The organism is Nitrosospira sp. Nsp1 (assembly GCF_900100985.1).
Lineage (GTDB): Bacteria > Pseudomonadota > Gammaproteobacteria > Burkholderiales > Nitrosomonadaceae > Nitrosospira.
In genome coordinates, this window is the sequence record NZ_FMUF01000003.1 from 195,565 (window position 1) to 215,790 (window position 20,226).

At 54.0% G+C, this 20,226-nt stretch carries 16 protein-coding genes and 1 pseudogene; 7 read left to right on the forward strand and 10 right to left on the reverse strand.

Annotated elements, in window-relative coordinates; genetic code table 11:
• Positions 1 to 2: 2 nt before the first annotated feature.
• From pelF to BLP78_RS03180, 7 genes are all read right to left on the reverse strand, one after another.
• Entirely contained in the window at positions 3 to 1,592 is a 1,590-nt protein-coding gene (gene pelF / locus BLP78_RS03150; protein ID WP_090456409.1) for a GT4 family glycosyltransferase PelF, read from the reverse strand.
• A complete protein-coding gene (locus BLP78_RS03155; protein ID WP_090456412.1) occupies positions 1,589 to 2,668 on the reverse strand; it encodes a protein PelE in 1,080 nt (359 codons plus the stop codon). Before BLP78_RS03155 ends, pelF begins: the two co-directional genes overlap by 4 nt.
• Positions 2,668 to 3,939 carry a GAF domain-containing protein gene (locus BLP78_RS03160; protein ID WP_090456414.1) on the reverse strand — a complete coding sequence of 424 codons (1,272 nt, stop codon included), beginning with the start codon at positions 3,937 to 3,939 and terminating at the stop codon, positions 2,668 to 2,670. Before BLP78_RS03160 ends, BLP78_RS03155 begins: the two co-directional genes overlap by 1 nt.
• Positions 3,936 to 6,650, reverse strand: a complete 2,715-nt coding sequence (locus BLP78_RS03165) for a tetratricopeptide repeat protein (protein WP_090456417.1) — start codon at positions 6,648 to 6,650, stop codon at positions 3,936 to 3,938. The genes BLP78_RS03160 and BLP78_RS03165 overlap by 4 nt, the downstream gene beginning before the upstream one ends.
• Positions 6,640 to 9,393 carry an endo alpha-1,4 polygalactosaminidase gene (locus BLP78_RS03170; RefSeq protein WP_090456419.1) on the reverse strand — a complete coding sequence of 918 codons (2,754 nt, stop codon included), beginning with the start codon at positions 9,391 to 9,393 and terminating at the stop codon, positions 6,640 to 6,642. Before BLP78_RS03170 ends, BLP78_RS03165 begins: the two co-directional genes overlap by 11 nt.
• Before the next feature lie 373 nt (positions 9,394 to 9,766).
• A complete protein-coding gene (locus BLP78_RS03175) occupies positions 9,767 to 10,012 on the reverse strand; it encodes a hypothetical protein (RefSeq protein WP_143002880.1) in 246 nt (81 codons plus the stop codon).
• 67 nt (positions 10,013 to 10,079) lie between these two features.
• Positions 10,080 to 11,129 (reverse strand): CAF17-like 4Fe-4S cluster assembly/insertion protein YgfZ, encoded by a 1,050-nt coding sequence (locus BLP78_RS03180; RefSeq protein WP_090456423.1) that lies wholly within the window; start codon positions 11,127 to 11,129, stop codon positions 10,080 to 10,082.
• Between the two features lie 89 nt (positions 11,130 to 11,218).
• On the opposite strand from BLP78_RS03180, the gene BLP78_RS03185 reads away from it, so the two are divergent.
• Positions 11,219 to 11,758, forward strand: a complete 540-nt coding sequence (locus tag BLP78_RS03185) for a protein YgfX (protein ID WP_256329992.1) — start codon at positions 11,219 to 11,221, stop codon at positions 11,756 to 11,758.
• Between the two features lie 213 nt (positions 11,759 to 11,971).
• On the opposite strand, the gene BLP78_RS03190 is transcribed toward BLP78_RS03185, so the two are convergent.
• Positions 11,972 to 12,370, reverse strand: a complete 399-nt coding sequence (locus BLP78_RS03190; RefSeq protein ID WP_025040197.1) for a hypothetical protein — start codon at positions 12,368 to 12,370, stop codon at positions 11,972 to 11,974.
• A 112-nt stretch (positions 12,371 to 12,482) separates the two neighbouring features.
• On the opposite strand from BLP78_RS03190, the gene BLP78_RS16185 reads away from it, so the two are divergent.
• The 3 genes and pseudogenes from BLP78_RS16185 (at position 12,483) to BLP78_RS03200 (ending at position 13,888) form a co-directional block, all read left to right on the forward strand.
• The gene (locus BLP78_RS16185; RefSeq protein WP_371128847.1) at positions 12,483 to 12,791 is read left to right on the forward strand and encodes a hypothetical protein; all 309 of its coding nucleotides are present in this window, start codon (positions 12,483 to 12,485) and stop codon (positions 12,789 to 12,791) included.
• A gap of 12 nt (positions 12,792 to 12,803) precedes the next feature.
• Positions 12,804 to 12,938 (forward strand): annotated as a pseudogene (locus BLP78_RS16190) (aminotransferase class V-fold PLP-dependent enzyme); the annotation flags it as partial.
• Positions 12,939 to 12,943: 5 nt separating this feature from the next.
• Complete coding sequence (locus BLP78_RS03200) at positions 12,944 to 13,888, forward strand: CysB family HTH-type transcriptional regulator (RefSeq protein WP_090456427.1); 945 nt, start codon at positions 12,944 to 12,946, stop codon at positions 13,886 to 13,888.
• Positions 13,889 to 14,008: 120 nt separating this feature from the next.
• On the opposite strand, the gene BLP78_RS03205 is transcribed toward BLP78_RS03200, so the two are convergent.
• Positions 14,009 to 15,838, reverse strand: a complete 1,830-nt coding sequence (locus tag BLP78_RS03205; protein ID WP_090456429.1) for an ABC transporter ATP-binding protein — start codon at positions 15,836 to 15,838, stop codon at positions 14,009 to 14,011.
• Positions 15,839 to 16,313: 475 nt separating this feature from the next.
• On the opposite strand from BLP78_RS03205, the gene BLP78_RS03210 reads away from it, so the two are divergent.
• The 3 genes from BLP78_RS03210 to BLP78_RS03220 all read left to right on the forward strand — a co-directional run bounded on the left by BLP78_RS03210 (position 16,314) and on the right by BLP78_RS03220 (position 18,332).
• Positions 16,314 to 17,246, forward strand: a complete 933-nt coding sequence (locus tag BLP78_RS03210) for a zinc dependent phospholipase C family protein (RefSeq protein ID WP_090456431.1) — start codon at positions 16,314 to 16,316, stop codon at positions 17,244 to 17,246.
• Positions 17,243 to 17,674 (forward strand): hypothetical protein, encoded by a 432-nt coding sequence (locus BLP78_RS03215; protein ID WP_090456433.1) that lies wholly within the window; start codon positions 17,243 to 17,245, stop codon positions 17,672 to 17,674. Before BLP78_RS03210 ends, BLP78_RS03215 begins: the two co-directional genes overlap by 4 nt.
• Before the next feature lie 304 nt (positions 17,675 to 17,978).
• Positions 17,979 to 18,332, forward strand: coding sequence for a DUF1428 domain-containing protein (locus BLP78_RS03220; RefSeq protein WP_090456436.1), 354 nt, complete (start codon positions 17,979 to 17,981; stop codon positions 18,330 to 18,332).
• 114 nt (positions 18,333 to 18,446) lie between these two features.
• Here the strand turns inward: BLP78_RS03220 and nadB are convergent, their stop codons facing one another.
• Positions 18,447 to 20,072: an L-aspartate oxidase gene (nadB, locus tag BLP78_RS03225; protein WP_090456438.1), complete on the reverse strand. Its 1,626-nt coding sequence runs from the start codon at positions 20,070 to 20,072 to the stop codon at positions 18,447 to 18,449.
• Positions 20,073 to 20,226: the final 154 nt, after the last annotated feature.

Consider the following 20,226-nt stretch of genomic DNA (forward strand, 5'->3'; position numbering starts at 1 on the left):
ATTCAAGCCACTTTCACGGGTTTAGCTGCATCCGGCACCGAATCCAGTGCTTTCACATAAAGATTCCGATAGGATGAGAACATCAGCTTGTCGTCATAGTAGCGCTTCACCCGCTCAAACCCAGCCTGTTGCGCCGCGTGCCATCTGGCGGTGTCATTGAGCAGTTCGAGCGCCGCTTTCGCCGTTCCCTCGGGGTCGGCGATGAAAACCACGCTTCCCGCCGCGCCGAGGGCGCGGTCTTCCTCGCTGTTCCCCTCAATAAGCTCGCGGCATGAACCTACATCGGTGGCGATACACGGAACACCGCTGGCAAACGCCTCCAGTACGACCAAGGGCAACGCTTCGCTGATCGAAGTCAATACCATCAGGCCCAACTGCGGAAGAATTTCAAGCACGTTTTGAAAACCCATGAACTTGACGTGGTCTTGCAAACCGAGGCTCGCTGCCAGTTCTTTGCACTCATTCACATAGGATGGGTCTTCATCTTCCGGGCCGGCAATCCATCCTTCCGCATCGGGCCGCTCATTGACCAGCATGCGCAATGTCCGAATAAATGTCTTGATGTCCTTGATGGGCACCACCCGCCCGATCAATCCCAGCACCGGCGGAATTTTTTCACCGCGTTTTTCAAACGCAACCCGATAGCGCTGCAGATCGATCCCGTTTGTAATAACGAGCGTTTTTTCCGCCGCCGCCCCATCCGCAATCTGCCTCAGGCGATTGCCCTCGTACAGGCTGACGATGGGCGACGCCTGCGCGTAGGCCATGCGGCCGATCTGTTCGTAAAATCGTATCCAGAGGCCGCGGATATATCCCATTTCATCATGCAGGGTGTTACATACGTCGTCATTGTGATCCTGAATCCAGGTGGCTTGCGCCAAATCGATTTTCCGCTCTTTCGTATAGATACCGTGCTCCGTCAGCACGAAGGGAATATTGCGGCGCAGGCGAATCATCGCACCCAGCAACCCCGCATACCCTGTCGAGATGGCGTGTACGGCACGCACGGGCGGCAACCCGGCCGCAATATCTGCCAGTACGAACAGAGGCGCATGCATGGCGCGTATCGCCCAGAAATAGGCAACAAACGAGGGTTCCGTGCAACGCTCGCGGTACTGCCGGGTGATGTAATCCCATGAAGCTTCGCTATAGAGAAAATCCTCGTGGCTGATGCCACCGGCGGAGCCCAGGCGGGAAAACGCTTTTGTCATTTTCTCGACTGGCATTGTCGACGATTGGCGCATGTGCGCATGCAGCTCGTCCATTTCCGAGAACGCCCTGCGGTCGCCTTTCCGCGCATTCGGTTTAAGCGGTTTATCCTGGTTCAGCAAATAATGCGTTTCCACGTGCGTTACGTTGGGCGGGAATTGATACTGCGCGGGACCGTACATTTTCCTTTCGCCGCCGATAAAAATAACGGCGAATTTGATTTCCGGCAAACCGGTGATGATCTGGTGTACCCATGAGGATACGCCACCCCGAACATACGGATAGGTACCCTCCAGTAACAGGGCAATATCGGCCACCGGATCTGCCACTGATCCTGTTCCTGCTGACGTCCCGGCTGCATTGGCTCGAACGATGTCATTCATTTGTTCCACCACGCCCTTACCAAAGCCAGTTCGTGCCCTCTCTCGCCGGGCCGCGTCAGTGCCGATAAATAAACCTTCACTTCCGGGAATCTTCGCTCATTGAAAGCTATTTCGGCAAGCCACGGCAGGATTTTCTGCTCATCCGTTCCGCCGGCTCGTGCGTTGGCGAACGCTTTCCCAGCGAGCGTAAGATCATCCGATTCCAGCAGAATCCGCCCGTATAAAAGCCAGCTATCCGCATCGGACATAACGGATGCGTCAGGTTTATCCGCAATATCCGGCACAGTTGGCGCATCAGGCGATGATGCATCGCCTGATGCGCCAAATACAGCTTCCATATGATGCCGTGCGGTTTGCAGCCAATGCTGCTTCACGGCCCCTTGTACCAGACGGTGATACACCAGTTCCCAACATAAAGCAGCAATCGCTTTATGGCAGGCATTGCGCATACGCACCGGAACATCCGGCAGTGCTTCAACCAGGGCCGAGATATGGTCGGTCAGTTTTTTTTCGCTGCTGTCTCTCATGGCGTAAGCCAGCAATCGCACGTCATCGACGGGATCGCAGGTCGCCTTCGACCAGATGGTCATGGCTTCGCGCGGCGCCATATGCCGCGTCGCCATCACCGCCTTCAGTCGCTTCAACGGCCGTGCGGCAAAATGCACAATCTGGCGCAAGGCGCCTTGGCTGTAGGGCGGTGTCGGGAAAATGACAGGGGGCGAAAACGGCAGTTCAGGTAACGCAACAATCTTTACATTGTGGGAAGAACGGCTGCGCGGGCGTTGTAAAGCGCTGGTGATGCTCCACAGTACACCAAGCGCACCGAGGACCGGTAAAATCCATATAAAGGCAACCAAAAAACTCAAGCTTCTTCTGGCGGGCAGCTTGTAACGGCGCGGCAGCAATTGCCAGAAACCCCGGGCAAGAAAATAGGATGAAACAGAATGTGATAACACCGCCGCCAGCACTACCCAGTTCGCTGCCCAATTCGCTATCCAGGCACTTGCGCTCAACCAGAGCAGCAAACCAGCCAATACCTCGGCTGATACCCCCCATCGCATGGGCAGCCGATACATCAGTGCGGCTCCAGAGTACGAATCGTTTGCGGATCGATGTCGCCAATGGCTATCAGCTCGCTGGTTACTCGTACCAGAATATCATCCACCCGCTGCATCCATGCTCGCGCGTTCATGGTATCGGTCAAGGGCAGCAAAAGCCAGATGACGGGTTTTTCCCTATCTCGAGCCACACACATCAGGTCGATAGCACGAACGGAAGACCGCAGTTGCCCATAAACGTTCAGGATATCGCCGGGTGCGCCGGACAACCGCAGGAGCGTTGCATCGAGCTTGAATCTTGAGAAATCCTGGTGCACACGCTCGAACGAAGCAATGAAGCGTCCGACAGAAGAATTGGCTGTGCCAAAACGAAGATGGTCAACGCCATGCGCCGCAAGCACCGCAATAAGTCTTAAATTATTTTCTTGAAAGGCGAAGAACGGCATGGATCTAATCACCAGCATCGCATGAATTTCGCCGGTCGAGTCAGCCAGGGGAACAGCGGCCAGTAACTGGTCCTGATCCATGGCATATTCGTTTATCAGGTTGACTGCCGCCAGCTCGCCGCTTTCAAGTGCACTCGCCACCACGGGGTCGTCGTCATTTATCGAAAAATTTCCGCCGATACACGCCAGAATTCTGCCCGTATCGATCCGGTCCGCTGCTATACCCACGATACATGCTTGCGTCAATGCACCATATTCCGCTATGAACTCGATAAGCCGCTGTAATGAAGATGGGCTCAGCCCATCAATGGCATCGAGAGTCGATTGCAGGTTCATGATGCCTTCACGCAGCGAAAATCCGCTGTTGGCGACAGTCTGCTCCAGGCGGTCGTGCGACAGGCGTAATAACTGATAACTGCGCGTGAATTCCTCCAGACGTTCGGCGCGATATTGATAGGCACCCTCCAACCGGTGTAACCGGCGTCCCCACATATCGCGAAACTCTCCCGCCACCATCGCAACGACTACAATGCCAATTGCCCATGGCAATGGAAAACCGGTCGCAATTTGCCACTGCTGATTGATAGCCACACCTAATATTGCCAATATGAGCAAAGCACTGACAAAACCATAGACGAATCCATACCGTAACCCCGCCAGCAAAGGAGCGAGAAGCGGCCACGGAAACCCGCCATTCAGCCGGAAAGGATCATGCTGCTGGGTAATGAACGATGCCGCAATCACAATCGCAGTCAGTACAAATGTCTCGAACCAGCCACCCCAGGCCGAGACGGGCGTATTGACATTGATGACCTCAATGCCTTCCAGCCAAGGTTTTTTCATGGCTTGGCAGGCTCCTTATCCGGGCTGGGCGTCATCTGCAATTCACGGATTTTTGCCAGGGTTTCACGACACACCTCCAATTCTGCATTTAAAGAACTCTGATTAGGCGCTGCTTCCCCGGCGAGCCATCGATTGGCACGGTCAACGTCATCTATGGATAACGGCAATATTTTCGGGGAAGAAGGACCGCCTGGCTGCTGCTCCAGATGAGTGGAAATTGCGGATAATTGCGCAGAAACCGCCGGATGATCCTTATTTTTCACCGCATCGGCGAATGCCTCCCATGCTGGCGTTTGCAGGCGCTCGCGCTCACGCCGCAGTGCAAAATAACGCGCGTTGTCCAGTGTTTTTGTAAATCCCCAGCGCTCGCGCATCGATTGCCATTTTTCCAGGTTATCCGCATTGCCGGACTGCGCCAGCGGATCTTTCAGTCCACGAAAGTATTCGGCCAGGCGTGGGGGATATTCCACCGCGGTTTGGGCGAAACGCCGTGAAGCGAACATTTGCAAGGTGCTGAAGCGGACCTGGTTTGCGTTGGCGAGGCAATCCGACCATTCCATATTATCGGCTAATGTCAATGTCCACAAAAAATCCCGAGGCCTCGTTTCCAACGATCCCAAATACCGCGCCGCTGCCTGAACGGGTTTGCCCAATGTTTGCTCCGCCGCTGCCAGGGCTTCGGTCAACGGCGGGTTTACCACCGATTGATTCCCGGATGGGTTACGGTACGGCCGAACGATGGCCTCAAGCAATACCTGATCGACTTTTTTGTCGGACAATAGCAGCCAGATCATTGCCTCGGTAACTTCGGGGTCAGGACCTCGCAGCCGCAAGAGCTCCCGCAAAGACTGACGCGCCGCGTCTCGATCTCCGCTTGCCATTTTCCGCATGGATCGGAAATACCAGTAATCCGGTGCCTGCGCTACTGAAGGAAGTGATTCGGCCAGGGAGAGCCAATGATCGAGCTCTTCCAGATTTTTTCGCTTCCATGAAAAACGCATGAGCCGCTGCAAATCTTCTATACGCCGTAGCCGATCCCATCCATAACGGGCAAGTTGCTCGCTCTTTTTATCGTCGCGATGGCGTACCGCCAGACGTTGCAGATGATCGAGTATTTCCGTGTCATTTGGCCGAAGCGCCAGCGCCTTTTCGTAGGCTTTGCTTGCATGGGTATCCTGGCCCAACTGCGTAGAGACTCTAGCCAGTAATAACCAGTACGCTTCGGCATACGCTGGATCAGGAGATTTGATTCCATGAAGTAGATCGAAGCTTTTTTGTGTTTCCCCCGCTTCTTCATATACCCGAGCCAGCGCTAATTGTTGCCGTCCATCTCGGGTATCGGGCATTTCCTCATACACTTTGAGCGCCGCGCGAGGCTTGCCCTGGAGAATCAATAAATCCGCCAATGCTTTCATTGTCGGCGGAGGATTATCAAAGCGCTCCGCATGCCGCCGCAATTGCTGTTCCACATGCGAAGGCTGCGCAATGCTGAGGCCGGCCTTGACGTAGGCCGCCGCTTCGTCCGCGGCAAGCCTGCGGCGCGACATGACAGCCTCGAGCAATTTTACCAGCGCATCGTAATCCGGTTTCGCCTGCGCAAGTGCAAATGCTCGCGTCTCCGCCTCGTTATCGGCCTTACGAAGCGCGAAAGACAGCCATAGAGCCAGCGCATCGTCTGGTTGTCCATTCCAGTCATAAATATGGGCAAGCAACCGGTGGCGATCGCTGCCAAGCACCAGGGATGATCTCAGCACTGCCGCGCGAGAGAGACTTTCATCCAACAAACCCATCGAAATTTGCAATCGTATGACACGTTCGGCCAGCGTGAGGTCTCCCGGCAATAATTCGCTCGATTTTTTCAGCCAGGCCAAAGCATGTTCGCGATCCTCGAGCGGCTCGGCAATATTGGCACCCAGCAACAAAAGTTCCGCATCGCCCTTGACACTGTCAGGGCCGGAAGTACCGCCGTTCAGCACCTGCACTGCGGCCTTCAACGCCTCGCGATCGATACCTGCCTGAAGATAGGCGCGCAAGCAGGATCTCGCAATTTCCTTTTTCTTTGCCGGTATTCGTTCAATCACAAACGCTTTGCACAGATTGCGTGCGGCCAACCTGGGCTGATTGGCCGCTATGCGCTGCTTTGCGGCAAAAACGAGCCAACGCGCTTTCCTTTCGCCAGATTCATTTCGCCGGACAGGCAGTTGCTCGAAGATTTCCGCCAATACCGAGGGCTCCCCAAACTGCTCCGCCAATACAACCACTTGGTTCAGTTCGTCGTCATTATGCGAAATGCGTAAGAGCAAAGGGATGAGTTCAGCGGTGCGGGATCGCAACGACGCTTCGACATCCTTGGGAGGATGCCGGTAAAGCTGCTGCAGCGACAATTTTAGCTCCGCCATGCGGATTTCATAGGTGAGGTTCGATTCCGGAGCGTGTCGCAAAGGATCGATAGCAAGGACAGCCTCGTCAGTCATGCCCGCCTCTGTCAGCACCTGAACGAACGACAAACGCAACGGAGCGTTCCCGGGATCCGACTGGACAAGAACGCGAAGGTAAGCCACTGACAAGGCGTCTTTTGCCGATAGATTGGCCGGGTCCCTGAATGCAGGCTGCCGTGGAAACAAAACCCAGAAGGCAATCAGCAATACCGCGCTCAGGAACATTAGCGCAGGTGCGTTTAGCAAGGATTCTCGCTGCGTTTCAACACTCAAGCTGAAATTCCCCGGATGCGTTGTCCGCGGGTACCGCATATATGGAATGCGGGCCTTCACGGCGAGGGGTCAAAGGCTTGCCACCCATGCTCAGCGCGCACGATATCGGCACGCTGACAGCCAACTCTCCGCGTGCTTCAAACAATAGCGTAGCTGAACCATCGGAATTGACATGCCAGGATTTCAGCGGCGCACTGGCATCTATCAGCCGCAAGGCTGAGCTCGCATCCCGCTTGTTGCGCCTCTGGCTGAGGACGGCATAATTGCGTGCCAGATAAATATAGCGATCCGCATTTCGTTCGGAATACCCGACAATATCAACCGAGATTTCCGGTTTCATTTCCGAAACAGGTAATCGTACCGTCCTGAGCGCATCTCCGAAGAGCATCCAATCACCTTCAAGATCGCGTGCAATGCTCGCTGTTTGAAAAGCCCTGCCACGCTGGACATATTCATCAACCCAGATGCCAAGCACCTTCTCTTTACGCTGCTCATCGGCCAACTGATCCAGAAGCTCCGCCCCTCGTGCATGCAATAGTGCATCAGCATTGATCGATATGGATGAAGCACGCAACCGACGCCCAAGATCGAGTTGCCGGTTCCAATCGCTGACCCTGCCGAAATTCAGCGCTTCCCCATACCAGAGTTGCGCGAATAACGGCTCGGCGGTCAATGGGGTCAACACTTGCGTACCCCATTCGGTCGGACGCAGCGCCGGAGAAAGATCGGCGAAAGATAACGACCCACTCTGCCAGCGCAAGCCGCCTCCACCATAATGGGGCAGGTTTTCTTTTTTTGTGGCTGCCAAGACTGCGGGTCCCGGCTTGCCATCGCCTGACCAGATAAGCAACAACGGCGAACTGGGCGCGATCGATTGCAGGAAGGGGATGGTACCCACGGTTTCGCGCGTTATATCTGCCGCATAACCTTCCATGAACACGCTATAGCGGTAAGGCTGCCGATCGGCATCCGTCTTACCCTCGAACACGCCCCAATAAAAAGGATGGCTGTACGTGTGGCTCGCCAATCGAACCTGCGGCATCGCAGCCAACTGTCGCAATTTGCTACGCTGATCTTCACTGCTCACTTCTGCTTCTATTACACCCAGCGTTACCGGCGCACTGTTTTTTTCGATCCACGCCCGAAGCCGGCCGATTGCTTCAACGCCATACTCGTCTTTAGCAAACAGTCGGTCGCCGCGCACTTCGATAATACCGAGACGGCGCCCGTTTTCGGTGGTCATATCAAACACGGGCTGTACCGGCAGGCGCAATGCAGCCTGAAAAAAAGAAAAAGGGTCCAGCAGCCATTCACGGCGGCCCGATGCATTCTCGGTTAAAATGTGAGGGTGTAGTGCGTATCCTCCCAATGTGCCAACCGAGACCGGATGAAACAGCTGCTCTCCGTCGCTCAATGTCAACCACGCCTGGTTACGGTCGCGAACACGAACACCGGGCGTACCGCTTCCTACTACCGGCGCCGTGCTCGGCCGGCCCAGGTGTTCATTGACATCGCCGAGCTTGAGCATGCTGGTGGTGGGTTGCAGCTCCCCCTGATAGTCGATCAGATCGCGGCAGGCAACACCGGCCGGCAAATGACCCATGAATACCACCGGCAAGCCGGCATCCACTTCTGTTTTCAATCGTGCGCAAACATTCTCATAGCGGCCCGTGCCGTCGGCGCCGTCTTCACCCAGCCACGCAACGACACCGGCATAACGGCCTACAAGGGGTTCGATGGGCAAAGGAAGTTGATCGACGTACCAATAATCCAGCGCCAGGCCAAGGTATTCCAGGGGCATGGCCGCATGCTTGAATAGCTCATGATCCATCTGTTGCGCGGGCGTGCCGTTAATGACCGCGAGTAATTTGCGCGGAGCCAGGCGCAGGCGGCCCTGCCCCAGCCAAGTCAGGTCGCCATTGGCGACCCACGGCATGAACCCAAGCTTGACAATCTGGCGCGCCGTTTTTTCAGCATCAACCCAATTGCCCGGTTCGACGTAATCAAGCACGGTAATCGGCACGTTAAATTCATTTTGCGCACGCTTGAGCTGGTTGAGAAGCCATTCCCGGTTTTCTTCCTTGGTGGGCGCATGCTTGCCCGTCACAGGATCAAAGCCGTGAAAAAGAGATTCGGCAACCATGCCGTCCGCGTATTGACTGGCGCGGTCCAGTACTTCAAAGCCCCGATTGAGGATCAGCTTGCAACCAGGAAAACGGCGCTTTACCTCTGCAAGTAACGCAACCAGTCCTTTTTCCTGTTCCTCGCGTTGCTTGCCTTCGCTCGTCACAATCAGATAGCTATCGACGGTATCGAGGAAAAACGCGCGGTATCCATCCTGCCACAGGCGGCCAAAATGGTGCTCCAGCAAATATTCGTGCCAGGCGGGATCGTTCATGTTCATCACCAGGCTATTCCATGCCGGGTTGACGCCAATCGACCATTTTGTTTTGATGCGCTCCAAGTCCTCGCTGTTGCGTGCAATTTCACCGAATGAAACATAGGCAAATATCAGCGAATCCAGATTCAGCAACGCTGTCTTCTCATGCGGCAAAATCTGGCTCGGTTGTATGACGATCTGGTCAAAATGGCGCAAATCCTCGACCGGCGGCCGACTGCCATAGTAAAACGCAATATCGCGCTGCTCGAGCACATCAGCGAATACCGCAGATGTCATTAACAGAAACGGCAGCAAAAACTGCCAGATGCAGAAACGGAAAGATAATATTTTGCTGTTGAGCATTTAACCTAAATCCGGTAGTTGGACGGGGTGAAGTGTACGGTTTTTGGGGTGCAGGGCAAGGCGCAACGACGCGGAATGGTCGTTCCATTCCAAGAAGTTGCAACGCAGCCATGTGCCCCAAAAACTGTGCAATTCACCCCGTAGCGCCCTCATCCGGAAGGTGAGCGTCAAATAATATGAAATATTGTTATTAATCATAACACTGGTCTATTAAATGAGCGGTCAACTACCGGATTTAGGTTTAAGTCCCTTTGCTAGCGTCAGGGGAACAGTAAAAACGAAACAGAGCTGATCTGCAATAGCCCATCTGTTCCACCCCGCTAGCAGCTTTGATGCTGGCTGAGCCTTGACAACACTGGATTTGATGTAGCAGTTAGCAAAACTTGTTGAGATATCCTTGCAGATTTGGATGCCCATTGCTGGATGAGCTCCTGGCATTCCCCAGCGGGAATGATTTGACGGTGTTGCCTTGACGATCAAATTGCCGGGCACTTTCGCTTGGCAATCCTGCCAGCAATGACGCCCGTGCGGTATGGCAACAAGTATTTACCGGTTCGCTGTCCGTAAAAAGAACCCATGGCGACACCAGGTGCCTGGGCAGCAGATCCCACTTGGCCATTCGCGCCATTTCATAGCGGGACTCGGTTGCATGATGATGAAAAACCCCCATAAAGTTGTCCCGTTCATTAGCTCAGTGAATAAGGTAGCGGCGCGATCTCCAGCGATGGGCCAGCCAGCGATTTCCAGCGAACCGCCGCGGCCTCGACACTACTTGTCTGAATGACCGCCAGCACATGGAAGCCGCCATCAGGGGAAGGTGATGCGTTGACTACCATGCCGATGGATTGTTCCCCCATATCTCCGAATAACTCGTCCCCGGCCTCAACCTGGCTATCGGATATCCCCGGCCGGATATTCGCCAGATACATGCGACGTTTGATTTTACCTAAATATTGACTGCGAGCCACGATTTCCTGACCAGGATAGCAACCTTTTTGAAAACTCACGCCGCCGATGGCCTCCAGATTTGCCATTTGCGGCACGAACTGCTCCTGAGTGGCGGGTGTAATGATGGGAATACCGGCTTTGATTTCCAGCCAATCCCAACAGGGTGCGCCCACCGGTACGGCGTCCCTGCTCAGACCTTCCCATATTGCGGGGGCCTTTTCCGGCACAATAGCCAGTTCAAATCGATTCTGTGCAAGGCGAATGATGCTCACGAATTCGCTATGAATCACGCCGAGACGGGAAGCGGGAACCTCACCCAGATTTTTCCGCACCAACGCCTCGGCATCGTCTCCCGCCACACCCAGGCACACCAGATCATCGCTGGCATCGGCAAGCTTTACTTTAGCACGCAACACGTACATGGCCAGACGCTTCTGTATGCCGGGCCGCACTACCGCGGGCAACTGCATGACGTAACCGCCGCCATTGCCGATGCCCTTGCTCCAGATCAGGAAACTCGCCAGCAACCTGCCTTTCGGATTGCAATAACCTCCATAGAGCGCAGCGGAAGCATTGACCTGCTTTACGTCGCAACTCAACTGCCCTTGCAGGAAGGATTGCGCATCCTCTCCCGAGAAGTGGATCAGGCCAAAGTGCGAAAGGTCGCTTAATACCGTAGCAGACCGGGCACTCTCAAGTTCGGCCGCGTTATCGCCAAAGCCGACAACGCAGCCATTCTGGATAATGGCGCCATGGTTGCGCAGATATGCTTGCCAGATAAGGTTCATGCAGAACGATGTATGGCTGTGGAAAGGGCTAATTATAAAGCATACGCTCCGGATGAGCGGCAAATCGCCAGGAATGAGATAATTCGACCATGGCTAACTTCATGCCTTCGTCTCTTCCCCCGCTAGTGGTTGTCCGGCTCAAACCCTCCGGGCGCCTTGCCGCGATGCTGAGTGTCGCCCATTTCGCGGCGATCGGCCTGCTATGGCCGCTGATATTGCCCGTATCAGCCAAACTGGCGGGGTCCGCCATGCTGGTCGTCAGCCTTGTTTTCTACTTGAGGCGTCACGCTTTATTACGCTCGCCGGATTCGGTGATGAATATCGAATTATCGGAAGAAATAATTTGCACGCTTGAAACACGGCGCGGCGACCGCATCGTTTGCATACTGCTCGGCAGCAGCTTTGTCGCGCCTTATCTGACGTTGCTCGAACTGAAGCCGCTGAAACGCCAGGAACCCGCCAAATTACCTCCTCCGTCAGGCTGCCCGAGACGACGGCGAAGATTTTTCGCACGCAGTATAGTGATACTACCGGACGGAATAGATGCGGAGCAGTTCAGGCAGTTACGAGTGCTGTTGCGGTGGAAGTGGAAAGATCCGACGGAAAAAAACCCGGCAGACCCGGGTTGAAGCTTACTGTTCCAATATGTAGCAAGCATGCTGTATTCAACCGAATACCAAGCCATGGTCCCCAACGGCTGGGTACTCGTCAACTGTTGGCGCTGCCATCAAGCCCGCGTTCCGGAAAATGCCCGCTGCTTGATAAAGCAGAAGCTACGGCTTGAGTCATTCCAAACAAACGGGCCAAGCGTCATCCGATGCGCTGGTTTAAAATCCAGTGGACTAGAAAAATACCAGCGAGGCGCTGCCGCTCAGACGTGTTACCGTATAAAAGTCTCGCTGTCCGCTAATCGGTATGATCGAGAACTTGTGTATAGTCGTTATACCGAAAGTTTTGACGGGTATCGTCTGCTCTCCCGGTATTTGCACATGCGGCAGCAGGATGCTGAAAGTAGTTCCACCGGTATCGACAGTCATGCGGATGGTTACACTGACAAGAATGCCGACTTCGGTCTCGACACTACGAATCTCGTCCCCGCTGAAGCTGAGCGTCTGCTGCCGGTCCTGGTAGGTGAAACGCGGCTTGCCGTCAAAACTGGTGGTCGAGTATGTAACATGGAGATGCTTACCGCTGAGTTGATACTGGTTTGGAATCTGGATGACGGGCTGATCCGGTTGCATGGATAACTCCTTCATTAAAATTAACCTCGCTCAAGACGACGACAATAGGCCGCGTTAAAGAGGATTAGCTGATCAATATGCAACGTAAAGACGTTGGCTGGAGACGCTGGCTTTGCCGACTCCCATTGACAATATAGATCACGACATTCAAAAAGCAAGGAAGGAAAGCAGATCAACGAATCGAGAATGCGCCAGTGATTCAGGTAATGCCGGTACAGTATCACTTTCAATTGCTCTGGATCTGCTCGAGAATTCCACCCTTGGCGAAGTGCATTTTCTGTACCTTCTGCCAACCGCCAAAAAAATCGTCGACGGTGAACAGCGCCAGGCGAGGGAACCGGTCCAATGGCTCACTGTGTCGGGGCTCTCGCTACTGATGGATGGTGCGCAGTCCGTGTCGCGCATGCGCGTGGATGTATAGCAACTCGATTGTGACTGGTTTGTTTTCTCCGGTCATAAGGTATTCGGTCCGGCAGGCATCGGTGCGCTGTTAGGCAAAAACAAGTTACTCAACACTTCTCCTCCGTGGCAAGGCGACGGGAACATGTCAACTACCAGATTAGGTTGAATAACATGAATTTTCAGCAATTGCGCATCATCCACGAAACAGTTCGGCAGAACTACAATCTCACCGAAGCGGCAAACGCCCTGTTTACTTCACAATCCGGCGTCAGCAAGCATATAAAAGATCTGGAAGATGAACTGGGCGTCGAGCTGTTCATACGCAAAGGGAAACGACTGCTCGGATTGACCGATCCGGGGAAGGAACTGGTGAAGATAGTCGAACGCATCCTGCTCGATGCCAAGAACGTCAAGCTTCTAGCTGAGCAATTCAGCAACCGGAAGCAGGGGCGGCTAACCATTGCAACTACGCATACTCAGGCACAGTATGCCTTGCCACCGGTGGTGACCCAATTCAAAAAGGCGTTTCCGCAGGTGCATCTCGTCCTGCATCAGGCCAGCCCCGGCGAGATCGTATCGATGTTGCTCGACGGCCATGCAGATATCGGCATTGCCACGGAAGCGCTGGAGAGCGTTTCGGAGTTGGCGTCCTTTCCCTATTACTCATGGCATCACGCCGTCATCGTGCCGCACGGACATCCCTTGGAATCCGTCCATGTCCTTACCCTTGAAGCGATTGCCGAATTTCCTGTTATCACATACCACGAAGGTTTCACGGGGCGGACAGGAATCGATCAGACATTCGCAAAGGCAGGTCTGGTACTCGATATCGCCATGTCGGCACTGGACGCCGATGTCATCAAGACTTACGTCGAACTCGGGCTGGGGGTGGGCATTGTCGCTTCCATGGCGTTCAACCCGGCGCGGGATACGAAGCTCAACCTGCTCGATAGTTCGCACCTGTTCGAGAAAAATACGACCAATATTTCCGTCCGGCGCGGCCACTACCTGCGCGGCTACGCTTATCGCTTTATCGAGCTGTGCCTGCCATCGCTGACGGAGGCGGCTATCCGCACAGGCGTCAAGCCCGAGGTGGACATAGAGCTGGGCACCTGAATTGAACCGCCTGCTTCGTACTCCCGGTCTCCATTACATAACTTCGACCAGAACCTTTACTCTGATCATTTCATTCATGCAGGATGGCGCAGTGCAAGGTATGGCATGCGCCAAAACAAATTACACGTCGCCCCCCAGGAACCCGCCGCTCTGATGATTCCATAGCCGCGCGTAGAGGCCATTGAGCGCTATGAGGCTTTGATGGTCGCCTTCTTCTACAACACGACCCTTATCGATCACGATCAGGCGATCCATCGCCGCGATAGTCGACAAGCGATGTGCGATTGCGATCACTGTCTTGCCCTGCATCAATCGATACAAGCTGGACTGGATGGCTAATTCCACTTCGGAGTCCAGGGCGCTGGTCGCTTCATCGAGCAGGAGGATCGGCGCATCTTTCAGCATGGCGCGGGCTATCGCAATCCGCTGGCGTTGACCACCCGAAAGCTTTATCCCCCGCTCGCCCACATGTGCGTCATAGCCTTTACGCCCCATAGGATCGGTCAGCCCGGCTATGAAATCGTGTGCTTCGGCTCTTTTCGCAGCGGCTATCATATGCTCATCGCTCGCATCCGGCAGGCCATATGAAATGTTGTCCCTCACCGAGCGATGCATGAGCGAAGTATCCTGCGTAACCATGCCGATACTGGCGCGCAAACTGTTTTGGGTAACATATTTGATGTCCTGTTCATCGATCAGTATGCGCCCCTGCTCGATATCATAAAATCTGAGCAGCAGGTTTACGAGGGTGGATTTACCCGCGCCTGAACGTCCAACCAGTCCAATCTTTTCGCCCGGCCTGATATGCAGCGAGAGGCGATCTATCACGGGTGTATCTCCTCCATAACAGAAGAGCACTTCCTCGAACCTGATATCGGCATTATTGATCTGCAGCGGCTTTGCATCGGGATAATCGGTTACCAGATGCGCCCGGGATAAGGTATTGATGCCGTCTCGCACAGTGCCGACATGTTCGAATAGCGCCGCCATTTCCCACATGACCCAATGAGACATGCCGTTGAGCCGTAGCGACATTGCACCGACGACAGCAACCGCACCGACGCCTATTTCACCGTTTGTCCATAACAGCAAAGCCACGCCAACCGCAGCGATGATAAGTGCCGCGCCCATGATCTGATTAACCGTCTCGAAGCTGCTGATCAATCGCATTTGGCTATGCACCGTTTTCAGGAACTCCTGCATCGCCGATCTCGCGTAACTCGCTTCCCTGCCGGCATGTGAGAAGAGCTTGACCGTTGCAATATTGGTGTAAGCGTCACTGATGCGCCCCGTCATGAGGGAACGTGCATCGGCCTGGGATTGAGAAACCCGGCTCATGCGCGGAACAAAAAACCACAATGTGAAAATATAGAGAGTTAACCACGCCATAAAAGGCAGTAACATCCAGACATTAAAATTACCGACCACCGCAACCAGCGTAAAAAAGTAAATCGTTACATAAACGAGGATATCTCCCAGGATAAAACAGACATCACGCAGTGCAAGAGCGGTTTGCATGACCTTGGCCGCTACGCGACCGGCAAATTCATCCTGATAAAAGTTCATGCTCTGATTAAGCATCAGCCGGTGGAAATTCCAGCGTAGCCGCATCGGAAAATTCCCCCCCAGCACCTGGTGCTTAATGAGATTTTGCAATCCAACCAAGATGGGGCTTGCCGCCAATATCCCGGCAAACAGAAGAAGCGTGTACCGTTCTTGTTGCCATAGTAGAGAAGGCGGAATTTCACTGAGCCAGTCAACCACCTTCCCCAGTATCGCAAACAATATTGCTTCGAACGCGCCTATGGATGCGGTAAGCAAGGTCATCGCGACAAGATACCGCCTTACGCCATCTGTTGCTTCCCATACGAAAGATGAAAAGCGTTTTGGCGGAATCCTGTCCTGGGAATCGGGATAGGGATAAATCAGTTTCTCAAAGTAACTAAACATTTAACCTAAATCCGGTAGTTGACCGCTCATTTGATAGATCAGAGTCATGATTAATAACAATATTTTATATTATTTGACGCTCACCTTCCGGGTGAGGCCGCTACGGGGTGAATTGCACAGTTTTTGGGGCACATGGCTGCGTTGCAACTTCTTGGAATGGAACGACCATTCCGCGTCGTTGCGCCTTGCCCCGCACCCCAAAAACTGTGCAATTCACCCCGTCCAACTACCGGATTTAGGTTTAAATCATCCAATAACAGCTTTAACAACAAGCCTCTGGTCGCTAAAACGCATTAAATTTGATATTCGGCTGATGCATCGCTACATTAAAATACGGTGATGACCATCGCAGCCTGAAGCTGAAACAAAATATACAATAGCACCGATTCTCCGATGCAATATCCGATCAACGATCGCGGCACCGTCCAACCAGGCTGGATGGCATGCGATCAAGGAAGTGGAACCTGGAGCATACATGCCTGGTGCCTATGCACATCTCACGCTCGTCAATCTGATCAGGGAACCGGTCCGGCTCGAAAGTCACGGTTTAACGCCTGAGGCAATCGTTCCGGTACTGGATTACTTCCGCTTTTGCGAGCTTGGCGCGGTCAGCCCGGATTATCCCTATCTGGATATCGCTCATCCCGATGCCTGTCAGTGGGCAGATCGAATGCATTATCAAAAAACCGGCGATATGATCAAAGCAGGAATTGATCTTATTAGAAAACTGGACGGCGCATCGCAACAGAAGACATTCGCCTGGCTGCTGGGATATACGAGCCATGTCGTGGCGGATGTGACGATTCATCCCGTCATCGAGCTGAAAGTAGGCGAATATCAAAAAAACAAGGGCAAGCACAGAATCTGCGAGATGCACCAGGATGCCTATATATTTCAACGATTGAATATCGGTGAGATAGGTTTGGGCGAGCATCTGGATTCGGGAATCTGGGGATGTTGCGATAAACCCGACAGCGGAAAGCTCGACCCGATAATCGTAAGGACATGGCAACGCATGCTCGAGACCTGCTATTCCGACCCATATCAAACCAATCCTCCGATCATCGACAATTGGCACGGCGCGTTCAAGTTCATCGTTGACAAAGCGGAGGAAGGCGGTGCACTTCCCCCTTTTGCGCGACACGTTGCCGCTAACCTCGGCTTGACCTATCCGGCGATAGGCGATCTCGACAATCAATATCTGAAAGGTCTGGCCACCCCTCTCGGACCGATGAATTATGACCAGATATTCGAACGGGCGATGGAAAACGTCCTTACCGCCTGGGCATATATTGCCAGTGCCGTGTTCACGAAAGATGACACGTACCAGACGGTATCGGTCAACTGGAACCTGGATACCGGAAGAGACGTTGACGGCAACTATGTTTATTGGAAGAGCCGCGCATGACCAGAACCACTGTTGCCAATGCCATTGGCGTTATGATCACGATTGGTTTCCTGGCGGCCTGCACCTCCAGTCAGCGAGGCCCCGATAGTGAGGAAATGTACGTCAAAGCCTCCGCACTGACAAAACTATCGGCTGCGGTGGAATCGACGGTGCGTTACAAAAACCCCTCACCCGACCTTGGCGACAGCGAATTGCTGGAACTCGCCACCCGCCACGATCCGGTGCTGCTGGAAAATTTCCGGGGCTATAAGGTCAGGGTGCTGCGGCAGGAACGCCACTCGGTTGTGCTCGTATGCGATGCGACCGGTACCCGTGCGCTTCTGGAAGACGCAGGCTGCTCCGGCCCGATGGATCGCGAACGCTGGATGGGAAAGACGGAGGCATGCGAGTTCTCGATCGATACGGAACAGGTTTGTGGTGGAAATTGATATTAATATTTTTATTTACGCCAAGCTAGAATTGGAACGAAAAACCAATGATATGTAAGTGAATCTCATGCAGCATCACATTTCCTCGGCCCACGTCCAGTCCAATATCGAAATGATAGAGCTGGAGAATGATTTTTAGAAAGCGCGCGAACCTCGGCGGATATATCTAGAACGTGTTAACACTACGAAATGCCGAACAAGCTTTCCCTTTTGCTACTCTGGGACGAAAATGCAAGTATTGCTTTTTTGGTTCGCTTTGGCTTTGGCCGTTTAGATTCGATTTAAACCATGGAGGAGATAAATCATGAACTACGTCGATGGATTCATTGTTGCCGTGCCTACGGCCAATCGGGAAATCTACCGGGAGCATGCCGCAAAGGCTGCCATAGTATTCAAAGAGTACGGCGCGCTGAACGTCGTCGAGTGCTGGGGCGATGACGTACCCGAGGGCAAGCTGACGTCCTTTCCGATGGCGGTCAAGTGCCAGGCGGACGAGACGGTGGTGTTCTCGTGGGTGACATGGCCCTCGCGCCAAGTGCGCGATGAAGCTTGGAAGAAGGTGATGGTCGACCCGCGAATGCAGCCAGATACTAACTCAATGCCATTTGACGGCAAGCGCATGATCTATGGTGGATTCGCGGTGATGGTAGAGGCGTGACGTAGCCGCTTGTATTAAGTGCTATCTTTGCTGCCTTAAGAACGACAATAGCCCCGATAAGTATGGTTTGACCCTGGCACTCTTTCTGTCAGGCCAATCCGCTTGCAGCTACGCTTACGCACGGCTAATCCTGTGTTGCGATAGAGTCGGTAGACCGCGCTTTACTACCGTATCCTTCGCCTCCGGCAGCAGTTCGGGATAATCCCGGCTGTAGTGCAGACCACGGCTCTCATGCCGCAGCATGGCGCTTTGCACGATAAGGTCGGCGGTATCCACCAGGTTGCGTAGCTCCAGCAGATCGCTGGTTACGCGAAAATTTGCGTAATACTCGTTAATTTCTTCATGTAGAAGACCGATCCGATTCTGTGCGCGTTGCAGACGCTTGGTAGTGCGGACAATGCCGACGTAGCTCCACATGAAACGACGCAATTCGTCCCAGTTGTGCGAGATGACGATCTCTTCATCTGCATTGGTAACACGGCTTTCGTCCCATTGCGGCAACTCAACGGCGGGCGCTGGTGTCTGTCCGATAATATCATTGGCTGCCGCCTGGCCGAATACAAGGCACTCCAGCAGCGAGTTGCTTGCCAGCCGATTGGCACCATGCAGACCGGTATGGGCAGTTTCGCCGATCGCATAAAGATTATCCATGTCGGTTTTGCCCTTCCGGTCGGTGAAGACACCACCACAGGTGTAGTGAGCGGCGGGCACAACGGGAATCGGTTGCACGGTGATATCGATGCCGAATTCCAGGCAGCGCTTATAAATGTTGGGGAAGTGCTCTTTCAGGAATTTGGCCGGCTTGTGGGATATATCGAGATAAACGCAATCGAGCCCGCGTTTTTTCATTTCGAAATCGATTGCGCGAGCGACGATATCCCGCGGCGCAAGCTCCGCACGTTGATCGTGCCAGGGCATGAACCGCGAGCCATCGGGAAGCTTCAGCAAACCGCCTTCGCCACGTACCGCCTCACTGATGAGAAATGATTTGGCATGGGGGTGATAAAGGCAGGTGGGGTGGAACTGGATAAATTCCATATTGGCTACGCGGCAGCCTGCGCGCCAACCCATGGCGATGCCATCGCCGGTAGCGGTGTCGGGATTGGTGGTGTAGAGATAAACCTTGCCGGCACCGCCAGTCGCCAATACCGTGTTATTCGCGCCGATGGTGTAGACCTGTCCGGCTACGCTGTCCAGCGCATAGGCGCCATAGCAGCGGTTGCCGTTATGATCCGCGCGGCCCAGTTTCGCGCTGGTAATGAGATCGATCGCGACATGGTGCTCAAGCACGGTGATATTGGGATGGGTACGTGCCTTCTCGATCAGGGTCAACTGCACGGCCTGCCCCGTTGCATCCGCCGCGTGGATCACGCGCCGTACGCTGTGACCACCCTCCCGGGTCAAATGATACCCGGTCCCGCTACCCTGGTTTCGAGTGAACGGCACGCCCTGGCTGATGAGCCACTGGACAGCCCGGGGTCCTTCTTCCACCACGTATCGCGTAACAGCTTCGTTACAGAGACCAGCGCCCGCGATCAGCGTGTCCCTTATGTGGGCTTCTGGCGAATCTTCCTTCGACAAAACCGCGGCAATCCCCCCTTGCGCCCACCCGCTGGCGCCGTCCAGTAGCGCACGTTTGGTAATGAGGCCCACCTTGTTGGTCTGCGCCAGATTCAGCGCCAGGGTGAGGCCAGCCAGACCGCTGCCGATGATCAGAGTGTCGAAATTGAGCTGTGGCAATTGAGTATTCTTGTTTTAATTCCAATGAATGTAATAATAACAGACCTGCCGCCGGTCTTTATACGCATTATGCCATCATGCTTTGCGACAGGGCAGCGACACGCCGACTTCACCCAAGCTTCGCACAGATGGATGGGAAAGTTGGAACGGGCTC